The organism is Streptomyces sp. H39-S7, from assembly GCF_027158205.1.
GTDB lineage: Bacteria > Actinomycetota > Actinomycetes > Streptomycetales > Streptomycetaceae > Actinacidiphila.
Genome location: NZ_JAPVLU010000022.1, coordinates 81,800 through 99,198, shown reverse-complemented (window position 1 = coordinate 99,198; position 17,399 = coordinate 81,800). Strand labels below are relative to the sequence as shown.

Sequence of the window (17,399 nt, the reverse complement as noted above, 5' to 3'; positions counted from 1 at the left end):
ACCCTCTCGTACTCCCGCCGTCCCCATTCATCCCCCCGAGTCCTGGCCGGGGGTGGCAACGGCGAGGAATCGCATGTTCTTCACATATCTCCGGCGCGAACTGCGGCGTCGCAGAAAAGCGGCGCTGGTCATCGCGCTGGGTCTGGCGCTCGGCATCGGGCTGGTCATCACCGTCAACTCGGCCTCCGCGGGGATGCAGGTGGCGCAGGGGAAGGTCCTGCAGTCCCTGTACGGGCTCGGGACCGACATGACGGTCACCAAGGCCGCCGCCGCGCAGGGCACCACCGGGGCCGCCGGGCGTCCGAGGTTCAACTTCGGCGCCACCGACGGCTCCAAGGAGCAGAGCAGCGACCAGGTGATGGTGCAGGGCTTCGAGTCGCTGCCCACCACGGTCGTCTCCCAGGTCGCCGGGCAGAAGGGCGTGGACGACGCGGTCGGCGGGCTGAGCCTTCGGGTGCTGAAGGTCAACGGGCAGTTCGACCGGGGGCAGGTCAAGCAGGGCCAGACCACCGGCGGCGGGCGCGGCGGTGGCGGTGCGCAGCCGCCGGGTGAGGTGCAGGGCGGCGGCGCGCAGTTCGACGTCAACAACTACTCGGTCTACGGCGTGGACGTCTCCAAGCCGACCCTCGGTCCGCTGACCTCCTCGAAGATCACCTCGGGTACGTCCTTCACGACCGCGCAGTCCAACGCCGCCGTCGCGGTCCTCGACAGCTCCTACGCCAAGGAGAACAAGCTCGCGGTCGGTGGCACGCTCACCATCAAGACCGTCAAGTACAAGGTCATCGGTATCGCGACCGCCGACAGCGGCGACTCCGCCGCCAGCGTCTACGTCCCGCTGACGCAGGCCCAGACGCTCGCCGGCGCCAAGGACAAGGTCACCACGGTCTATGTGAAGGCCACGGACTCGCAGCAGATCGACGGCGTCAAGTCCGCCATCCAGAAGAACGTCCCCGGTACGACGGTCACCACCTCCGCCGACCTCGCCTCCACGGTCTCCGGTTCCCTCTCCACCGCCTCCGACCTGGCGACGAACCTCGGCAAGTGGCTCTCCATCGCCGTGCTGATCGCCGCGTTCCTGGTCGCGGGACTGCTCACCTCCTCCGCCGTCAGCAGGCGGGTGCGTGAGTTCGGCACGCTCAAGGCGCTCGGCTGGACGAGCCGCCGCGTCACCGGTCAGGTGATGGGCGAAGCCCTGGTCACCGGCCTCATCGGCGGCGTCCTCGGTATCGCGCTCGGCCTCGGCGGCGCCTACCTCATCACCGCCATCAGCCCGACCCTGACCGCGTCGGTCGCCTCCACGGGCGGCCGGGGTGGCGGCGGTGGCGGCTTCGGCGGCGGACCCGGCCGGCAGGCCGCGACGAAGGCGCTGGACATCGCGCTGACCGCTCCCGTCAGCCTCGGCACCATCGCCCTGTCGGTCGGCCTCGCCGTCGCCGGCGGCCTCATCGCGGGCACCTTCGGCGGCTGGCGCGCCTCCAGGCTCCGCCCGGCGGACGCCCTGCGCCGCGTCGAATAGCCACCCACCTCAGTCTCAAGGGAGTTGACCATGTACAAGCTGACCGGCGTCACCAAGCGCTACCGTCGCGCCAAGGACACCGTCGAGGCCCTGCGGGGTGTCGATCTCACCATCGCGGACGGCGACCAGCTCGTCATCCAGGGCCCCACCGGCGGCGGCAAGTCCACCCTGCTGCAGATGCTCGGCGCCCTCGACCGTCCGACCGAGGGCTCGGTGGAGTTCGACGGCGTCGACCTCGCCAGACTCGGCGAGGCCAAGCTCACCAAGATGCGCGCCGAGAACATCGGCTTCATCTTCCAGAGCTTCAACCTCATCCCGACGCTCACCGCCCAGGAGAACGTCGAGACCGCCCTCGTCCCCCTCGGCATCAAGCCCGCGGAACGCCGCCGGCTGTCCGTCGAGGCCCTGGAGTCCGTCGGCCTCGAGGAGCGCCTGAACCACCTGCCCTCCGAACTCTCCGGCGGTCAGCAGCAGCGCGTGGCCATCGCCCGCGCGCTCGTGAAGAAGCCCAAGGTCCTCCTCGCCGACGAGCCCACCGGCAACCTCGACGAGGCCACCCGCGACGACATCATGGGCCTCCTCGAAGGCCTCTGGAAAGAACACGGCCTGACCTTCATCCTGGTCACCCACGACTCCGCCATCGCCAAACGCGCCCCCCGCCTGGCCACCATCCGCAAGGGCCGCGTCACGGTGACGGAGCGGGTCCCCGCGACCTAACGGGAAGTCGGGGGCCCGGCCACCTGACGAAGGCCCGGCCCCCGACGGGACGGGTGCGGATCAGCCGCCGGCCGGGGCGATCCCGGTCGGGCAGGACCGGCCCCAGTTCGTCTCCGACGGGGAGTCGAGGTCGACGCCCGTGCCGCCGATGCCGCAGTAGCCGTCGGGGTTCTTGTCGAGGTACTGCTGGTGGTAGGGCTCGGCCGGGTAGAAGGGGCCGGCCGGGAGGATCTCGGTGGTGATGTCGCCGTAGCCGGACTTGGTGAGGATCTGCTGGTAGGCGTCGCGGGAGGCCTGGGCGCCGGTCAGCTGGTCCGGGGTGTGGGTGTAGACGGCCGAGCGGTACTGGGTGCCCGAGTCGTTGCCCTGGCGGTTGCCCTGGGTGGGGTTGTGGGACTCCCAGAAGACCTTCAGCAGCTCGGCGAAGGACACCAGCGCGGGGTCGTAGACCACGCGGACGGCCTCGGTGTGGGCGGTCAGACCGCTGCAGACCTCTTCGTACGAGGGGTTCGGGGTGTGGCCGCCCTGGTAGCCGACGAGGGTCGTCCACACGCCCGGGGTCTGCCAGAACTTGCGCTCGGCTCCCCAGAAACAGCCCATTCCGAAGTCCACGATCGCCAGATCGGCGGGATACGGGCCGGTCAGCTGCTTGCCCAGCACGGTGTGGCGCGCGGGCACGTCGAATTCCGGCTGTGTGCGGCCCTTGAGGGCCTCGTCGGCGGAGGGCAGGTGGTTCTTGTGGCGGTTCAGGAACATGGGGGTTAACTCCTCCGGGATCGGCTCGCTACCGGAGAACGTCCGAGCGGGCCGCGGGATTCCGCACCATTACTTCGCCCGCCTCAGCGCCCGCTTGATCGCCCGGTTCCGCATGACGACGAAGGACTCCGCGGGATCCGCCTCATAGCGCCAGGGGAGGGCGTCGACCCAGCCGTCGACCAGCCGGAACTGCTCGGCGGACTCCTGGAAGCGTCCCTGCTTGTACAGGAAGTACGCGAGGAGGTGCCGGGCCTCGGGCAGCTGGGGGTGGTCCGGGCGGGCGGCGGCCACATCGGCCAGGAGGGCGTCGACCCGGGTGACCAGGTACGACGCCCGGTAGCCGGCGCGCTTCACACCGTGCAGGCCGTTGTGCTCGTACCAGCTGATCAGCGGCAGGGACCGGAGCAGGCTGCCGAGGGGAGCGCCGGCCGCGGCGTTGGCGGCGAAGCCGTTCGCCAGCTCACCCGAACCGTGCCACTTCGCGCACAAGTACTGCAGCGCCGCGCTGTGGGCCTGGAAGTGGTGAGGGGCACGCTGGTCGATCTGCGCCCACATCGTGGCGAAGTCCTGGTGCGAGTACCGGAAGCCGATCCCGACCCAGAGTTCCGGCATGCGCGCGCAGGGGTCCTCGGGGGCCAGCTGCACGGAGCGGGCGGCCGCGGTCCGTGCTTGGGTCAGAACGGTGAAGAACCCCTCGATCTGCTGCGGGGTAGTGCTGCGTGCGTAGTGGCCCCCACGCCGCTTCCAGGCCAGGCCGACCAGCCCGTGCGCCTCGACGAGTGCCGCGGTCGGGTCGTCGGGCCGTTCCTTCTGCCAGGCCTTCAAGAAGGTGTTGTCCCAGGCCGCGAGCTTGCCCAGCCATTCGGCCCGGCGGTCCCGGAGAATCGGGTCGTCGCCGGTGTCGGCGAGCAGCTGGGCGGCGGGCAGCCAATCGCCGGCCCGCCCGGCGGCCAGGGCGACGTCCAGTACCGGGTCGGGGCCGGAACGGGTGGTGTCCTGCTGCTCCTTCGGCACCAGGCCGGGCTCGGGCGGTCGGGTGGCCGTCCTCCGGGCCATGGCCTGGTGGTAGCGCAGGCGGAGCCTGGGGACCAGCCAGAGCAGGACGAAGACGAGCAGCGCTATTGCCATGCGTTGAGGGCTCCTGGGTGAGGCCGGCGGGACGGCCGAGGTGGGCGGGGGCGGGCACCCTTGGCACGGCGGAACGTGAACAGTCCGCGAACGATCAGGACGGCCGGCCGGAGCAGCAGCAGGAGAGCGCGCGGCGCGCGCAAGGTTGCGCTCATGGAAAGAGGTCCCCCCACAGGACAAGCGTTCGAACTCCGGACCGGATCATACGGGCCAGGTGGCCGGGTCCGGGCGGGCGGTCGGCGGGGTCGGGCGACTACGCTCGGGGGAATGAGCGACCACGACCAGCAGCACCAGAATTTCGAAACCCTCGCGATCCACGCCGGTCAGGCTGCCGACGCGCAGACCGGCGCCGTGGTGACGCCGATCTACCAGGTGTCGACGTACAAGCAGGACGGAGTGGGCGGGCTGCGCGGCGGCTATGAGTACAGCCGCTCCGCGAACCCGACCCGGTCCGCGCTGGAGGCCAACCTCGCGGCCCTGGAAGGCGGCCGGCGCGGGCTCGCGTTCGCGTCCGGGCTGGCGGCGGAGGACTGCCTGCTGCGCACCATCCTGTCGCCCGGCGATCACGTGGTGATCCCGAACGACGCGTACGGCGGAACGTTCCGTCTGTTCAGCAAGGTCGTCGAGCGCTGGGGTGTCCAGTGGTCGGTGGCGGACACGTCCGACCCGGCGGCCGTGCGGGCGCAGCTGCGGCCGAACACCAAGGCGATCTGGGTGGAGACCCCGTCGAACCCGCTGCTCGGCATCACGGACATCGCGGCGCTGGCGGAGATCGCCCGCGGCGCCGGCACCGGCGTGCGGCTGGTGGTGGACAACACGTTCGCGAGCCCGTACCTGCAGCAGCCGCTCGCGCTCGGCGCGGACGTCGTCCTGCACTCGACGACGAAGTACATGGGCGGGCACTCCGACGTCGTCGGCGGCGCGCTGGTGGCCGCCGACGCGGAGCTCGGCGACGAGCTGGCCTACCACCAGAACGCGATGGGCGCGATCGCCGGGCCCTTCGACGCGTGGCTGGTGATGCGCGGCGTCAAGACGCTGGCGGTGCGCATGGACCGGCACAGCGCGAACGCCACCCGGATCGCGGAGATGCTCCAGTCGCACCCCAAGGTGTCGCGGGTGCTGTACCCGGGGCTGCCCGAGCACCCTGGGCACGAGATCGCGGCGAAGCAGATGAAGGCGTTCGGCGGAATGATCTCCTTCCAGGTGAACGGCGGCGAGGAGGCGGCCGTCAGGGTCTGCAACCGCGCGGGCCTGTTCACGCTGGGTGAGTCGCTGGGCGGCGTCGAGTCGCTGATCGAGCACCCGGGCCGGATGACGCACGCCTCGGTGGTGGGCTCCGCCCTGGAGGTCCCGGCGGACCTCGTGCGGCTCTCGGTGGGCATCGAGTCGGTCGACGACCTGCTCGCGGACCTCAGGCAGGCGCTCGGCTAGCAGCCGTTCCGGACACCTGGTGGCCCGCTACCAGGTGTCCACCGGCGGCGTGGTGTCGAGCGGCTGCGGGTCGGGCCACTGCAGCACCGCGAACACCAGGCCCGTCACGATCGCGGCGACGAGCAGCAGCCACAGCAGCCGGTGCACGGCGCGCCGCCGCCGCAGGATGCGGCGGCCGCGCTCGGCGGCCCGCTCGGCCAGCTCGGCGGGGACGTACGGGTGCGGGGTGTCGAGGACCCGGCGGACCTCCTCCTCCTTGCGGTCCGGGGGCATCATGACGCGGCTCCCTGGATCTCGTCCGCGGTGGAGGGGCTGTCGCCGGGACTCCCCGCCGGGCCGCCCGGAAGGCCCTCCGAAGGCCCGGCCGGCGGACCGGCCGGCGGGCTCCCCGGCGGCTTTCCGCGGGCTCTCTCCGCCGCCGCGCGGGCCTCGGCCACCGACCGGGCCGGAGCCGGCGCGGGGCGGCTGCGGAGGGTCGCCGTGGCACGGTTGCAGATGGCCCGCAGACGCTCCACGGGCAGCCCCAGCTGCGCGGCGGCCTGTTCCTCGGCGACGCCCTCGAACAGCCGCAGAACGACCACCAGCCGCTCCTGGGCACTGAGCCGGTCCAGGGCCCCGCCGTGCGGACGGCGCCACCACGGCCGGTACGCGAAGCGCCGGACGAGTTCGGTGCGGGCCTGGTCGTACGGGTCGTCGGAACGGGTCCGGAACCAGTTCGCGTACGTGTGCGCCAGGACGGTTCCCAGCAGTTTCTCGGCGGCGGCCGGGTCACCGGTGAGCAGGGTGGCGGCGTGCAGAAGCCGTCCCGCCGCTCCTGCGGTGAACGCCTGAAACTCGACGTCCCGTTGGTACTCCGCTGCCGCCCGGCGCGTGCCCACGCCGCCAGTGGACGCCTGGTGGGCGGTTCAGGTCAAGGGCCCGTCAAGATCGACTCGTCCGGCGGACCCGGCCGCACCGTCGTCACGTGCCGGAAGGGCCCGTCCCGACCTGCCCGCGTCCCGACCTGCTCGCCCTTCACGACCCGCCTGCTCGCCCCTCGCGACCCGCCCGCTGCTCCGGCGGACCCCGCCTACTCCTCCGGCGGACCGGCCTGCACCGTCGTCGCGTGCCATTCCGACAGGGCCAGGTTGAACCGTCCCAGCAGGTCGCAGAACGTCTCCCGCTCGCCTTCGCTCCAGCCCTCCGTGACCTGGGCCATCAGCTCCTTGCGCGAGCTGCGGACCTCTTCGAGCCGCCCCAGCCCGCGCGGCGAGAGCGCGAGCACGACGGCGCGGCCGTCCTCGGGGTGCGAGGTGCGCTTCACCAGGCCGGTGTCCACGAGCGGGGCGACCTGGCGGGTGACGGTGGAGGAGTCGATGCCCATGCCCTCCGCGAGCGCCTTGACGCCCATGGGGCCTTCGCGGTCGAGCCGGTTGAGCAGCAGGTACGCGGCCCGGTCCATGGAGTTGCGGGCCTTGCCCACACCACCCAGGCGGGTCTGTTCCGCGCGCCGGGCGAAGAGGGCGACCTGGTGCTGGAGGCGCTCGAAGAGTTCGGTGGGCCCCTCCTCGTCGAGGGGGGGAGAGGAGGGCGTCTCCGATGGATTGGGCATGGCCGGAAGCTCGCGTTCTGTCGGTCTCGCGGAGGTTGGGAGAAGAGTACGCGGAGCGGGTCACCATGAGACCCATCCCGCACAAACCAGGGTCCGGCGGTGATGCGGGACGGGAACTGGGAGACTGGGCGCATGGACAGAGCGGCGCCCGCAGTACATCACCCGATCACGCTCGACGACGTGCGCGGGGCGCACAAGATGCTGTCCGGGGTGGCCCGGGTGACCCCGATGGAGGGCAGTCGGTACCTGACCGGTCTGATCGGCTCGCCGGTGCACCTGAAGTGCGAGAACCTCCAGCGTACGGGCTCGTTCAAGGTGCGTGGCGCGTATGTGCGGATCGCCGGCCTGACACAGGAGGAACGTTCCGCCGGGGTCGTCGCGGCGAGCGCCGGCAACCATGCGCAGGGCGTCGCGCTGGCCGCGTCACTGCTCGGTGTGCGCTCCACGGTGTTCATGCCGGTGGGTGCGCCGCTGCCGAAGATCGCGGCGACCCGCGACTACGGGGCGGAAGTGCGGATGCACGGACAGGTGGTGGACGAGACGCTGCGCGCCGCCAAGGCGTACGCGGAGGAGACCGGCGCGGTCTTCATCCACCCCTTCGACCACCCGGACATCATCGCGGGCCAGGGCACGGTGGGCCTGGAGATCCTGGAGCAGTGCCCCGAGGTGCGGACGATCGTCGTCGGCATCGGCGGCGGCGGCTTCGCCGCGGGTGTCGCGCTGGCGGTGAAGGCGCTGCGTCCCGACGTGAAGGTGATCGGTGTGCAGGCGGCGGGCGCGGCGGCGTACCCGCCCTCGCTGGCGGCCGGCCGCCCGGTGGCGCTGGACGCGGTGGCGACGATGGCCGACGGGATCATGGTCGGCAGGCCCGGGGACATCCCCTTCAAAATCATTCGCGAACTGGTCGACGAAGTCCGTACGGTTTCCGAGGACGCCCTCTCCAGCGCGCTGCTGCTGTGCCTGGAGCGGGCGAAGATGGTCGTGGAACCGGCCGGCGCGAGCCCGGTGGCGGCGCTGCTGTCGGATCCGGACTCCTTCGAGGGCCCGGTGGTGGCGGTGCTGTCCGGCGGGAACGTGGACCCGTTGCTGATGCAGCGGATCCTTCGGCACGGCATGGCGGCGGCGGGTCGCTACCTGTCGCTGCGGCTGCGGGTGACGGACCGTCCGGGCGCGCTCGCGACGCTTCTGGCGGTGTTGTCAGAGGCGGACGCTAACGTCCTGGACGTGAGCCACGTACGGACCGATCCCCGGCTCGGACTCACGGAGGCGGAGGTCGAGCTTCACCTGGAGACCAAGGGGCCGGAGCACTGCGAGGCGGTCGAGGCCGCGTTGCTGGGTGCCGGGTACGTGGTCATCTGACTCCTGCTTCGAGTCGGCGCCCGAACGCTTTCGGGCGGTGCGCGAAGATTCCGGGGTCCTGGTCTTGACGCGATATATCGCATGCTGCATGCTCGCGATGTGTCGCGTTTGGACGCCATGTGTGCGGGCTTCCGACGACGGCCGAAAGGGCCGCGGACGGCCGCGGACCCCGCGATCATTCGACACACACAGAGACCTATCCCCGGATTGGGAGTAGTCACATGCCAGGCGCGATCTACGCCGAAGGTCTGGTCAAGACCTTCGGTGACGTACGGGCATTGGACGGAGTGGATTTCGACGTCCCGGAAGGCACGGTTCTGGGACTGCTGGGCCCGAACGGCGCCGGCAAGACCACCGCCGTGCGGGTGCTCACCACCCTGCTCAAACCGGACAGCGGCAACGCCGTCGTGGCCGGTATCGACGTGCTCAAGCACCCGAACGAAGTCCGCCACCACATCGGCCTGTCCGGCCAGTTCGCGGCGGTGGACGAGTATCTGACCGGCCGCGAGAACCTGCAGATGGTCGGCCAGCTCTACCAGATGAAGAGCCGTGACGCGAAGCTCCGCGCGGCCGAACTGCTGGAGCGCTTCAACCTCGCGGACGCGGCCGACCGGCCCGCCAAGACGTACTCCGGCGGTATGCGCCGCCGGCTGGACCTCGCCGCCGCGCTCGTCGTCAAGCCGCCCGTCATGTTCATGGACGAGCCCACGACGGGCCTGGACCCGCGCAACCGGCAGGTCATGTGGGAGGTCATCCAGGACCTGGTGGCCGGCGGCACGACCCTGTTGCTCACCACCCAGTACCTCGAAGAGGCCGACCAGCTCGCCCACGACATCTGCGTGATCGACCACGGCAAGGTCATCGCCCGCGGCACCTCCGACCAGCTCAAGGCGCAGACCGGCGGCGAACGCGTCGAGGTCGTCGTCCACGAGCGGGACCGGCTCACCGAGGCGGAGGGCGCCCTGCGCGGCTTCGGCAAGGGCGACACCAAGACCGAGGACCACACCCGACGGATCACCGTCCCGGTCGACGGCGGTGCCAAGCTGCTCGCCGAGGTCATCCGCGACCTCGACGCCCGGGGCATCGAGATCGACGACATCGGGCTGCGCCGCCCGACGCTCGACGACGTGTTCCTCTCGCTGACCGGCCACGAGGCCGAGGTCGCCGCACCGGAAGAGGAGGCCAAGTGATGGCAACCACCGAAGCAACCGCCCCGACCACGCTGGTCCCCCGGCCGGGCGGCGGGGTCATGCAGTCCGTCCGGGATTCGCTGGTCATCGCCAAGCGCAACCTGATCCGGATGACCCGCATCCCCGAGATGATCATCTTCGGGCTGATCCAGCCGATCATGTTCGTGGTGCTCTTCACCTACGTCTTCGGCGGCTCGATGAAGGTCGGCGGCAGCACCGACGCCAACACCTACAAGGAATTCCTGATGGCGGGCATCTTCGCCCAGACCGTCACCTTCGCCACGGCGGGCGCGGGCGCCGGCATCGCCGACGACATGAACAAGGGCCTCATCGACCGGTTCCGGTCGCTGCCCATGGCGCGCGGCGCGGTCCTCACCGGCCGCACCCTCGCCGACCTGGTGCAGACGACGCTGACCGTCGTCGTGCTCGCCATCGTCGCCCTGATCGTGGGCTGGCGCGTCCACGAGGGCATCCCCAAGATGCTCGGCGCCTTCGGGCTGCTCCTCCTGCTGGGGTACGCCTTCTCCTGGATCGGCGCGCTGATCGGCCTGTCGGTCCGCACCCCGGAGGCGGCCACCTCCGGCGGCCTGATCTGGCTGTTCCCCGTGACGTTCATCTCCAACGCCTTCGCGGACACCAGCAACATGACGCCCTGGCTGCGCCACATCGCCGAGTGGAACCCGTTCAGCGCCACGGTGCAGGCCTGCCGGGAGCTGTTCGGCAATCCGGGCGTCTCGCACTCCGGCGCCTGGCCCATGCAGCACGCCGTGTGGGCGTCGCTGCTCTGGTCCGTGCTGATCCTCGTGGTCTTCCGCACCCTGGCGGTGCGCAAGTACCGCTCCGCGACCGCCTGACGCGACCCGCCCAGGGACCGCCCAAGCCGGACCCCGCGACGCAGAACGGGCTCCCCGCCGTACCCACGGCGGGGAGCCCGTTCTGCGTCGGTGTTCTGCCGGTCAGCCGCGGTGCGGCTTGACCGAGAGGATCTTCACGGAGGACTTCTTGCCGTTCGGCAGCTCGTAGACGGCGTTCTCGCCGGCCTTCTTGCCGCTCACGCCCTTGCCGAGCGGGGACTGCGGGGAGAACGTCTCCAGGGTGTCGCTCACGTACTCACGCGAGCCCACCAGGAAGGTCATGGTGTCGTCCTCGTCGCCGTCGAAGGCGATCGTGACGATCATGCCGGGCGCGACCACGCCCGTGTCGGCGGGCGCCTCGCCGACCTTGGCACGCTCCAGCAGCTGGGTCAGCTGGCGGACCCGCAGTTCCTGCTTGCCCTGATCCTCGCGCGCAGCGTGGTAGCCGGCGTTCTCCTTGAGGTCGCCCTCCTGGCGGGCTTCCTCGATCTTGGCGATGATCAGAGCGCGTGCCGGACCCGACAGGTACTCCAGCTCGGCCTTCAGCTGGTCGTACGCCTCCTGGGTCAGCCAGGTGACGCTCTCGCTGGTCTGGGTCACTGGTGCTCCTCGTAGGTACATGGGACTGCGTCAAAGTGCCTTGCCATCGCGTGGCGGGGCGAAACCTGGAGCCTAACAATTCCGGCAGCCACAAGGCAGCGGGAAAATGTCAGTGAGACCATCGGTATGGCAACCGGTGTGTCAGTCAGTATGCCGTCGTGGCAGGTCAGCCCTGGCCCGCCGGTTTGCAGCCGAGCAGCTCGGCGGTCTCCCCGCGGTGAGTGGTCCGCATGGTGACCACGGTGTCTATCTGCTTCTTGTGGTCGCGCAGGGTCACGTCCATGCGTCCCACCTCGGTGTGGTCCTCGTCCACCGATCGCAGGGTGCACACGGCGACCGTTCCGGCGTCCTTGCGGACCTCCAGATGGATTTCCACGGTCCGGTCGGAGACCGCGCGGGACTTGATGACCTCGCCGCTCACGTCCGTGCCCGCGACCGAGTGCCAGCCGAACCAGCCGATCCCGCCCAGTGCCAGCACGCCCAGCACCAGGCCGATGATCTTCAGCCGCCGGTCGGCCCGCGCGTCGGCGCCGCGTCCGTAGCGCCCTTCGGGCAGCCCCTCGCGCACCGCAGCCATGATCGTTCCTTCCGGTGGGGGACATGGAATTAATTGCCCCCTCGCTTCGGTCACTATAGGAGGCGCCCTTTACATGGAACGAGGGGGCCACTACTGATGACTAGAGGATCCAGCCTTGACTGAGCAGCTGCGACTGATGGCCGTCCACGCCCACCCCGACGACGAGTCGAGCAAGGGTGCGGCCACCATGGCCAAGTACGTGTCCGAGGGGGTGGGCGTACTGGTCGCCACCTGCACCGGCGGGGAACGCGGTTCGGTGCTCAACCCCAAGCTCCAGGGTGACCCCTACATCGAGGAGCACATCCACGAGGTCCGCGCCAAGGAGATGGACGAGGCCCGCGAGATCCTGGGCGTCAAGCAGTCCTGGCTCGGCTTCGTCGACTCCGGCCTCCCCGAGGGCGACCCGCTGCCCCCGCTGCCCGACGGCTGTTTCGCCGTGCAGGACGTGGACGAGGCCGCCGGGGCCCTGGTGAAGCTGATCCGCGAGTTCAAGCCGCAGGTGATCACCACCTACGACGAGAACGGCGGCTACCCGCACCCCGACCACATCATGACCCACAAGATCTCCATGGTCGCCTTCGAGGCGGCGGGCGACCCGGAGCGCTACCCCGACGCCGGCGAGCCGTGGACGCCGCAGAAGCTCTACTACAACCAGGGCTTCAACCGGGCCCGCACCGTCGCCATGCACGAGGCGCTGCTCTCCCGCGGCCTGGAGTCCCCGTACGCGGAGTGGCTGGAGCGCTGGAAGCAGTTCGACCGCCCCGAGCGGCAGATCAGCACCCATGTGCCCTGCGCCGACTTCTTCGAGATCCGCGACAAGGCGCTGCTCGCGCACGCCACCCAGATCGACCCGGACGGCGCGTGGTTCCACGTCCCGATGGAGATCCAGCAGGAGGTCTGGCCGACCGAGGACTACGAGCTCGCACGCTCGCTCGTGGACACCTCGCTGCCCGAGGACGACCTCTTCGCGGGCATCCGCACCCTCTAGAACCCGTCCGGCGGACGGTCCACGGACCGCCCGTGATCCGCCGGACAGGGCCTAGCGCACAATGGGTACCGTGATTGCCTCCCACGCACTGACCCAGTACGTCCCGCTCGCCGCTCAGGAGCTGGACAACAACAAGGTGACGCCCGGCCTCATCGGCTTCGTGATCTTCGCGGCCATCGCGCTGTCGCTGTGGGGCCTGATGAAGAACATGGTCAAGCAGTTCAAGAAGATCGACTTCGAGGAGGCCCCGGGCCCCGCCGGCGCGACGGCCGCTCCGAAGCCGTCGCGGGGTCTGCGGGCCCACCGGGAAGCGCAGGCCGCCCAGGCGGCCCAGGCGGCCCAGGACAACCCGGCTTCCTGACGCGCCGAGGGCGCCGGCCGGGCCGGACGCACACCGGCCCGGCCGGCGCTCCCCGCCGCCGGCCTCAGGGCGTGATCGGCAGCAGGTCCATGACCATGCGCGCCGATCGCCGCGGCAGCATGCCCAGCCGCCACGCCTCCCAGCCGCCGCCGGGGGCGGCCGCACCGCGCTCCAGCAGGACGGAGTAGGCCTCGGCGTACTCCTCCAGGTCCGGGTCCCGGCCCGGATGGTGCGCGGCCAGCAGCGCGCGCAGCTCCTCGACGGCCTGCCCGGCGCCGCCCTCGGACAGCAGGGGCCGGACGGTGCAGCGCAGGAAGACCGCCCAGTCCTGGCCGCGCCGGTCGCCGAGGCCGGCGAAGAGCTCGAGGGCCTGGTCCAGCAGCGCCAGGGCCTCGACGTAGCGGTTGTTGCCCGCGTCGATCACCGCGAGCTCCACGCAGGACCACGCCTCGCCGTGCTCGACACCGATCCGCCGGAAGTCCTGCCGGGCGTCCTGGAGCAATTGCCGGGCGAAGCCGCTGTTGCGGAGGTTGCCGGTGCGTACGGCGCGCTGGTCGCGGGTGACCCGGGCCGAGTGGTGGCGGGCGCAGGCCAGCCCGTACACGTCCCGCATGCGGCTGAACATGGAACGGGCCCGTTCCAGGGTGCGCAGCGCCTGGTCGCTGTCGCCCGACTCCTCCAGCGCGTGCCCCAGGTAGTACAGCGTCCAGGCCTCGCCGCGGGCGTCCTCGCAGGCCCGGTGGCGTACCAGGGCCTCGTCCAGCTCGCGGGCGGCCCCCTGGGCGTCACCGCGCTGCAGGGTGGCGCGGGCGAGCTGGGTGCAGGTCCAGGCGGCGCCGCGCGGGTCACGGGTCAGCGCGTAGCACTGGCCGGCGCTGCGCAGCTCCGCCTCGCCCTCGTCGACCGCTCCGAGCCGCAGATGGACCTGCCCGAGCTGAAGGTGCGCCCAGGCCTGCCCGCTGACGCTCTCGTTCTGCCGGTGCAGTTCGAGGGATTCGAGCAGCAGCGGCAGTGCCTTGCCGAGCTGGCCCATGTCGCGCAGCACGGCCGCCAGCGCGTGCTGTGTCCAGGCCCGGTCCTCACCGAGCTCCGGTGCGGCCTGCAGCTCCAGGGCCTCGCGGAGCTTGATCTCCGCCTCCCGCAGATTGCCCTGGTGGTGCAGGGTGATGCCGAGGCTGCCCAGCGCACGGGCGGCGCCCGCCGGGTGCTGTGCCTCGAAGTACAGGTCGACGACGGAGCTGAGGGTGGAACGCGCCTTGTCGAGCTCGCCGAGCTGCCGGGCCGCGATGCCGGTGCGCCACTGCACGGAGCGCACCAGGATGTTCTGCTCCTCGTCCGGGGCGGCCTTGGACGCCTGCGCCAGCTCGCTGATCTCCCCGAGCCGGTACAGGTCGCCGCGCAGCAGGCAGTAGTCGCACAGCGCGCCGAGCAGGGCCTGGACGACGGTGCGGTCCACGCCCTCGGCGTGCCGCAGCGCGGCGGTGATGAAGCTGGACTCGTCGTCGAGCCAGCGCAGCGCCGATTCGAGCGAGGCGAAGCCATGGGCGCCGAAGCGCCCGGCCCGGGTGGACGTCTTGCCCTCGACGAGGCGGATCACGGCGTTGGCCAGCTCGGCGTAGCTGCGGATCAGCCGCTCGTGGGCGGCGGCGCGCTCGGCCGGGTCCTCCTCGTCCAGCAGCCGGGCGTGGGCGAAGCGGCGGACCAGGTCGTGCGGCCGGTAGCGGCTGCCGCGGATGTGCTCGATCAGCCCGGCCCGCGCCAGTTCGTCCAGCCGGCGGCCGGCCTCCTGCTCGTCGGTGGCCAGCAGCGCGGCGGCGGCCGCCGCGCCGAAGCTGGTCCGTCCGGCGAGCGCCAGCCGGCGCAGCAGCCGCCTGGACGGTTCGGACTGGTCGCGGTAGCGCAGCGCGAGCATCCGCTCGACGGCCTCCTGCGGCCCGTACGCCTCCAGGTCGGCGGCGAGCCCGGCGGCCGTGCCGTGGTCCGCCAGCGCCGCGCCCGCTATCCGCAGCGCGATCGGCAGGCCGTCGCACAGCAGCCGCAGCCGCTCGGACTCCACCGTGGTGGGCTCGGGCGCCTTCGCGGCCCTGGCCAGCTCACTCAGCAGCTCATGGGCGTCGTCGGCGTGGAGCGGGCCGATGGGCAGGCTGTGCACCCACGCGTTCGGCAGGTCCAGGGAGAGCGGCTCGCGGGCGGTGACGAGCACCAGCGCCTCGGACCGCTCGGGGACCAGCATCCGTACCTGTTCCGCGTCGGAGGCGTCGTCGAGCACGATCGTCACCGGCGTGCCCGTCAGATGCTTCTGGTATTGGTCGGCGAGACGCCGCAGGTGCTGCTCGTGGTTGGGGCGCTCGCGGAACAGCAACTGCTCGCGGGGCGCGCCGAGCCGGTTGAGCAGGTGCAGCAGCGCGTCCCGGGTCGGCAGCGGGCGTTCGTCCAGGGCCCCGCCGCGCAGGTCCACCACGCACGAGCCGCGGAACTGGTCGCGCAGCTGGCGAGCGGCGCGCACCGCGAGGGTGGTCGCCCCGGCGCCGGCCGGGCCGTGCAGGACGACGACGGTCGGTTTGGTCTCCGTGGACACCCGGGCCTGGTGCACCCACTGGGTGATCTGCGCGAGCTGCTTGCGGCGGCCGGCGAACGGGCCCTCCGCCGACGGGAGCTGACCGAACGACTGCTCCAGCACGGACCGGGTCCTGGCGGCGGCGCTGCGGTCGGTCCTGCGGGGCGCCGGGACCTGGTGCCGACCGCTGGTCGCGGTGGGGGAGGAGGACCGGGAGGCGGCGGACTCCGCCGTGGCCCGGCTCCGGTGCTGTTCGAGGAAGGGCCGGATACCGCGCTGCTCCACCGCGTCCAGCCAGCGCAGCCGGTACGGGGCCGGATCGTCGGCCGACGCGGCCGGCTCGTTCCCGCGCGGGCCCCTGAGCCCCACGGCGAGCGCTCCGACCGCCCCCGCGGCCAGCCCGGTGGTGAGGGACGCCCCGGCCGACAGGTTCTGGCCGATCACGTCCACGGCGAACGCGGTCGCCCCGACCGCCCCCGCGGTGATCACGGCGGTCGTCACCGTCTCGCGGCCGAACCGCCCGGCGAGCCCCGTCGGCCCGCCCGGCCCGGTGCCGGCAGCCCGCAGGTAGAGCGCGTACTCCGCGGCGGCCTGCGCCATGATCTCGTCCAGCGAGTCCAGCGCCCGCCGCAGCAGCCGCTCCGCGTCCGCCGCCGTGCTGCCGCGCGCCTCCTCGACCACGGCCAGCTTCACCCGGCTCTCGACCTCCGCCCGGTCCCTCCCGGACGGGTTCGCCGGCTCTGGCGCTTCTCTCAACGTAGCTCCCCCTGGTCGCCCGCCCGCCCCAGGTGTCCTGCCGTACACGTCGCAGGGCGACACCGTGTGTGAGGGTGGGTACATGGCCAATCGACTCAGCCGTTCCACCTCTCCCTACCTCCTCCAGCACGCGGACAACCCTGTGGACTGGTGGCCGTGGGGCGCGGAGGCGTTCGCCGAGGCCCGCGAGCGCGGGGTGCCGGTGCTGCTCAGCGACGGTTACAGCAGTTGCCACTGGTGCCAGTAGGCGAACAGAACCAGGCAGTGCTGATCTGGGGCTATTCACGGGATATCGGTATGGACACGTACGGTGAGGGACTGGGTGGCAACATTGACGCCTGCGTCCAGGAGCACGCGATCAGGACTGCGGAGGCGGCGCTCATGCTGGGCCGGGGGTCGGTCACCGACGGATCGTGGTGTTGTCGCCGGTGATGGCCGTGCCGATGGTCTGTGCGGCGATGGACCGCTCACCGGACGCGGTGATCGTCACCACGCCGGCTGCGGGAAGCTGGGCGGCCAGTTCGGCAAGCAACTGCGGATCCTCCCGTAGCGTCCGCTTGATCTGCTGGCGCAGCGCGGCCGCAGCGTCAGCGTCTTCCGGCTCCTCGGCAGCCTCACGCACCGCCGCCTCCAGTTCCGGGCGCCCGGCCGGGCCCCGGCGCCGCCAGACCGCTTGCAATATGCTGCGCCCGGCGTTCGCCGTCGCTCCCACCGCAGCGTCCTCAGCCCGGGCCAGCACCCCTGCACCATAGGCACCCAAGGCCGCGCTCAGATACGGCCCTGTCTGCTCCACGAACTGCGAGATCTCCGCTCCCACAACCCACCTCTGAGTTCCTGTCATTGACTGCGGCTGGGGCATCAGACTAGGACGCCCAGCCAGCTCGCACCCGGCAACTCCGCAACTCGCGGCCCGTCGGCCGGCCTTACTTCGCGCGAGTCAAGCGAACACCTTCCTGTCCCCTGGCTCAGCCGGACTACACTTTCGACCACCAGGCTGCTGATCAGGGAAAACGAAGAA

At 71.3% G+C, this 17,399-nt stretch carries 16 protein-coding genes and 2 pseudogenes; 9 read left to right on the top strand and 9 right to left on the bottom strand.

What is annotated here, in order from left to right; genetic code table 11:
- Positions 1-73: 73 nt before the first annotated feature.
- Both O3X23_RS22270 and O3X23_RS22265 read left to right on the top strand, forming a co-directional pair.
- The gene (locus O3X23_RS22270) at positions 74-1,516 is read left to right on the top strand and encodes an ABC transporter permease (RefSeq protein ID WP_269273242.1); all 1,443 of its coding nucleotides are present in this window, start codon (positions 74-76) and stop codon (positions 1,514-1,516) included.
- A 30-nt stretch (positions 1,517-1,546) separates the two neighbouring features.
- Entirely contained in the window at positions 1,547-2,233 is a 687-nt protein-coding gene (locus tag O3X23_RS22265; protein WP_269273241.1) for an ABC transporter ATP-binding protein, read from the top strand.
- A 60-nt stretch (positions 2,234-2,293) separates the two neighbouring features.
- On the opposite strand, the gene msrA is transcribed toward O3X23_RS22265, so the two are convergent.
- Positions 2,294-2,989, bottom strand: a complete 696-nt coding sequence (msrA, locus tag O3X23_RS22260; protein WP_269273240.1) for a peptide-methionine (S)-S-oxide reductase MsrA — start codon at positions 2,987-2,989, stop codon at positions 2,294-2,296.
- A 69-nt stretch (positions 2,990-3,058) separates the two neighbouring features.
- Entirely contained in the window at positions 3,059-4,117 is a 1,059-nt protein-coding gene (locus tag O3X23_RS22255; protein WP_269273239.1) for a hypothetical protein, read from the bottom strand.
- A 267-nt stretch (positions 4,118-4,384) separates the two neighbouring features.
- Here O3X23_RS22255 and O3X23_RS22250 point away from each other — a divergent pair, with 267 nt between their 5' ends.
- Positions 4,385-5,548, top strand: coding sequence for a cystathionine gamma-synthase (locus O3X23_RS22250; RefSeq protein WP_269273238.1), 1,164 nt, complete (start codon positions 4,385-4,387; stop codon positions 5,546-5,548).
- Between the two features lie 27 nt (positions 5,549-5,575).
- Here the strand turns inward: O3X23_RS22250 and O3X23_RS22245 are convergent, their stop codons facing one another.
- The 3 genes and pseudogenes from O3X23_RS22245 to O3X23_RS22235 form a co-directional block, all read right to left on the bottom strand.
- Complete coding sequence (locus O3X23_RS22245; RefSeq protein ID WP_269273237.1) at positions 5,576-5,824, bottom strand: hypothetical protein; 249 nt, start codon at positions 5,822-5,824, stop codon at positions 5,576-5,578.
- A gap of 134 nt (positions 5,825-5,958) precedes the next feature.
- Positions 5,959-6,426 (bottom strand): annotated as a pseudogene (locus tag O3X23_RS22240) (sigma factor-like helix-turn-helix DNA-binding protein); the annotation flags it as partial.
- Positions 6,427-6,617: 191 nt separating this feature from the next.
- Positions 6,618-7,139, bottom strand: a complete 522-nt coding sequence (locus O3X23_RS22235) for a MarR family winged helix-turn-helix transcriptional regulator (RefSeq protein WP_269273236.1) — start codon at positions 7,137-7,139, stop codon at positions 6,618-6,620.
- Positions 7,140-7,271: 132 nt separating this feature from the next.
- Here O3X23_RS22235 and ilvA point away from each other — a divergent pair, with 132 nt between their 5' ends.
- The 3 genes from ilvA to O3X23_RS22220 all read left to right on the top strand — a co-directional run bounded on the left by ilvA (position 7,272) and on the right by O3X23_RS22220 (position 10,542).
- Positions 7,272-8,498, top strand: coding sequence for a threonine ammonia-lyase (gene ilvA / locus O3X23_RS22230; RefSeq protein WP_269273235.1), 1,227 nt, complete (start codon positions 7,272-7,274; stop codon positions 8,496-8,498).
- Positions 8,499-8,719: 221 nt separating this feature from the next.
- The gene (locus O3X23_RS22225; RefSeq protein WP_269273233.1) at positions 8,720-9,688 is read left to right on the top strand and encodes an ATP-binding cassette domain-containing protein; all 969 of its coding nucleotides are present in this window, start codon (positions 8,720-8,722) and stop codon (positions 9,686-9,688) included.
- Positions 9,688-10,542: an ABC transporter permease gene (locus O3X23_RS22220; protein WP_269273232.1), complete on the top strand. Its 855-nt coding sequence runs from the start codon at positions 9,688-9,690 to the stop codon at positions 10,540-10,542. The genes O3X23_RS22225 and O3X23_RS22220 overlap by 1 nt, the downstream gene beginning before the upstream one ends.
- 102 nt (positions 10,543-10,644) lie before the next feature.
- On the opposite strand, the gene greA is transcribed toward O3X23_RS22220, so the two are convergent.
- Both greA and O3X23_RS22210 read right to left on the bottom strand, forming a co-directional pair.
- Positions 10,645-11,142, bottom strand: coding sequence for a transcription elongation factor GreA (greA, locus tag O3X23_RS22215; RefSeq protein WP_269273231.1), 498 nt, complete (start codon positions 11,140-11,142; stop codon positions 10,645-10,647).
- Between the two features lie 166 nt (positions 11,143-11,308).
- Positions 11,309-11,719 (bottom strand): DUF4307 domain-containing protein, encoded by a 411-nt coding sequence (locus O3X23_RS22210; RefSeq protein ID WP_269273230.1) that lies wholly within the window; start codon positions 11,717-11,719, stop codon positions 11,309-11,311.
- 115 nt (positions 11,720-11,834) lie between these two features.
- Here O3X23_RS22210 and mca point away from each other — a divergent pair, with 115 nt between their 5' ends.
- Both mca and O3X23_RS22200 read left to right on the top strand, forming a co-directional pair.
- Entirely contained in the window at positions 11,835-12,707 is an 873-nt protein-coding gene (gene mca, locus O3X23_RS22205; protein ID WP_269273229.1) for a mycothiol conjugate amidase Mca, read from the top strand.
- A 70-nt stretch (positions 12,708-12,777) separates the two neighbouring features.
- The gene (locus O3X23_RS22200) at positions 12,778-13,068 is read left to right on the top strand and encodes a hypothetical protein (RefSeq protein WP_269273228.1); all 291 of its coding nucleotides are present in this window, start codon (positions 12,778-12,780) and stop codon (positions 13,066-13,068) included.
- 64 nt (positions 13,069-13,132) lie between these two features.
- Here O3X23_RS22200 and O3X23_RS22195 read toward each other — a convergent pair whose 3' ends face one another.
- Positions 13,133-16,318 carry a tetratricopeptide repeat protein gene (locus O3X23_RS22195; protein ID WP_443047935.1) on the bottom strand — a complete coding sequence of 1,062 codons (3,186 nt, stop codon included), beginning with the start codon at positions 16,316-16,318 and terminating at the stop codon, positions 13,133-13,135.
- 145 nt (positions 16,319-16,463) lie between these two features.
- Between O3X23_RS22195 and O3X23_RS22190 the strand changes: the two are divergent.
- A pseudogene (locus O3X23_RS22190) lies at positions 16,464-16,622 on the top strand (DUF255 domain-containing protein); the annotation flags it as partial.
- A gap of 159 nt (positions 16,623-16,781) precedes the next feature.
- On the opposite strand, the gene O3X23_RS22185 reads toward O3X23_RS22190, so the two are convergent.
- The gene (locus O3X23_RS22185; protein ID WP_269273226.1) at positions 16,782-17,198 is read right to left on the bottom strand and encodes a hypothetical protein; all 417 of its coding nucleotides are present in this window, start codon (positions 17,196-17,198) and stop codon (positions 16,782-16,784) included.
- Between the last annotated feature and the right edge of the window lie 201 nt (positions 17,199-17,399).

Excerpts from the sequence above, each read along its gene's own strand:
- O3X23_RS22255 (WP_269273239.1), bottom strand. The coding sequence starts at position 4,117 with ATGGCAATAGCGCTGCTCGTCTTCGTCCTGCTCTGGCTGGTCCCCAGG.
- O3X23_RS22250 (WP_269273238.1), top strand. The coding sequence starts at position 4,385 with ATGAGCGACCACGACCAGCAGCACCAGAATTTCGAAACCCTCGCGATC.
- O3X23_RS22210 (WP_269273230.1), bottom strand. The coding sequence starts at position 11,719 with ATGGCTGCGGTGCGCGAGGGGCTGCCCGAAGGGCGCTACGGACGCGGC.
- O3X23_RS22225 (WP_269273233.1), top strand. The coding sequence starts at position 8,720 with ATGCCAGGCGCGATCTACGCCGAAGGTCTGGTCAAGACCTTCGGTGAC.
- O3X23_RS22220 (WP_269273232.1), top strand. The coding sequence starts at position 9,688 with ATGGCAACCACCGAAGCAACCGCCCCGACCACGCTGGTCCCCCGGCCG.
- O3X23_RS22270 (WP_269273242.1), top strand. The coding sequence starts at position 74 with ATGTTCTTCACATATCTCCGGCGCGAACTGCGGCGTCGCAGAAAAGCG.
- msrA (WP_269273240.1), bottom strand. The coding sequence starts at position 2,989 with ATGTTCCTGAACCGCCACAAGAACCACCTGCCCTCCGCCGACGAGGCC.
- O3X23_RS22265 (WP_269273241.1), top strand. The coding sequence starts at position 1,547 with ATGTACAAGCTGACCGGCGTCACCAAGCGCTACCGTCGCGCCAAGGAC.
- O3X23_RS22245 (WP_269273237.1), bottom strand. The coding sequence starts at position 5,824 with ATGATGCCCCCGGACCGCAAGGAGGAGGAGGTCCGCCGGGTCCTCGAC.
- ilvA (WP_269273235.1), top strand. The coding sequence starts at position 7,272 with ATGGACAGAGCGGCGCCCGCAGTACATCACCCGATCACGCTCGACGAC.
- O3X23_RS22235 (WP_269273236.1), bottom strand. The coding sequence starts at position 7,139 with ATGCCCAATCCATCGGAGACGCCCTCCTCTCCCCCCCTCGACGAGGAG.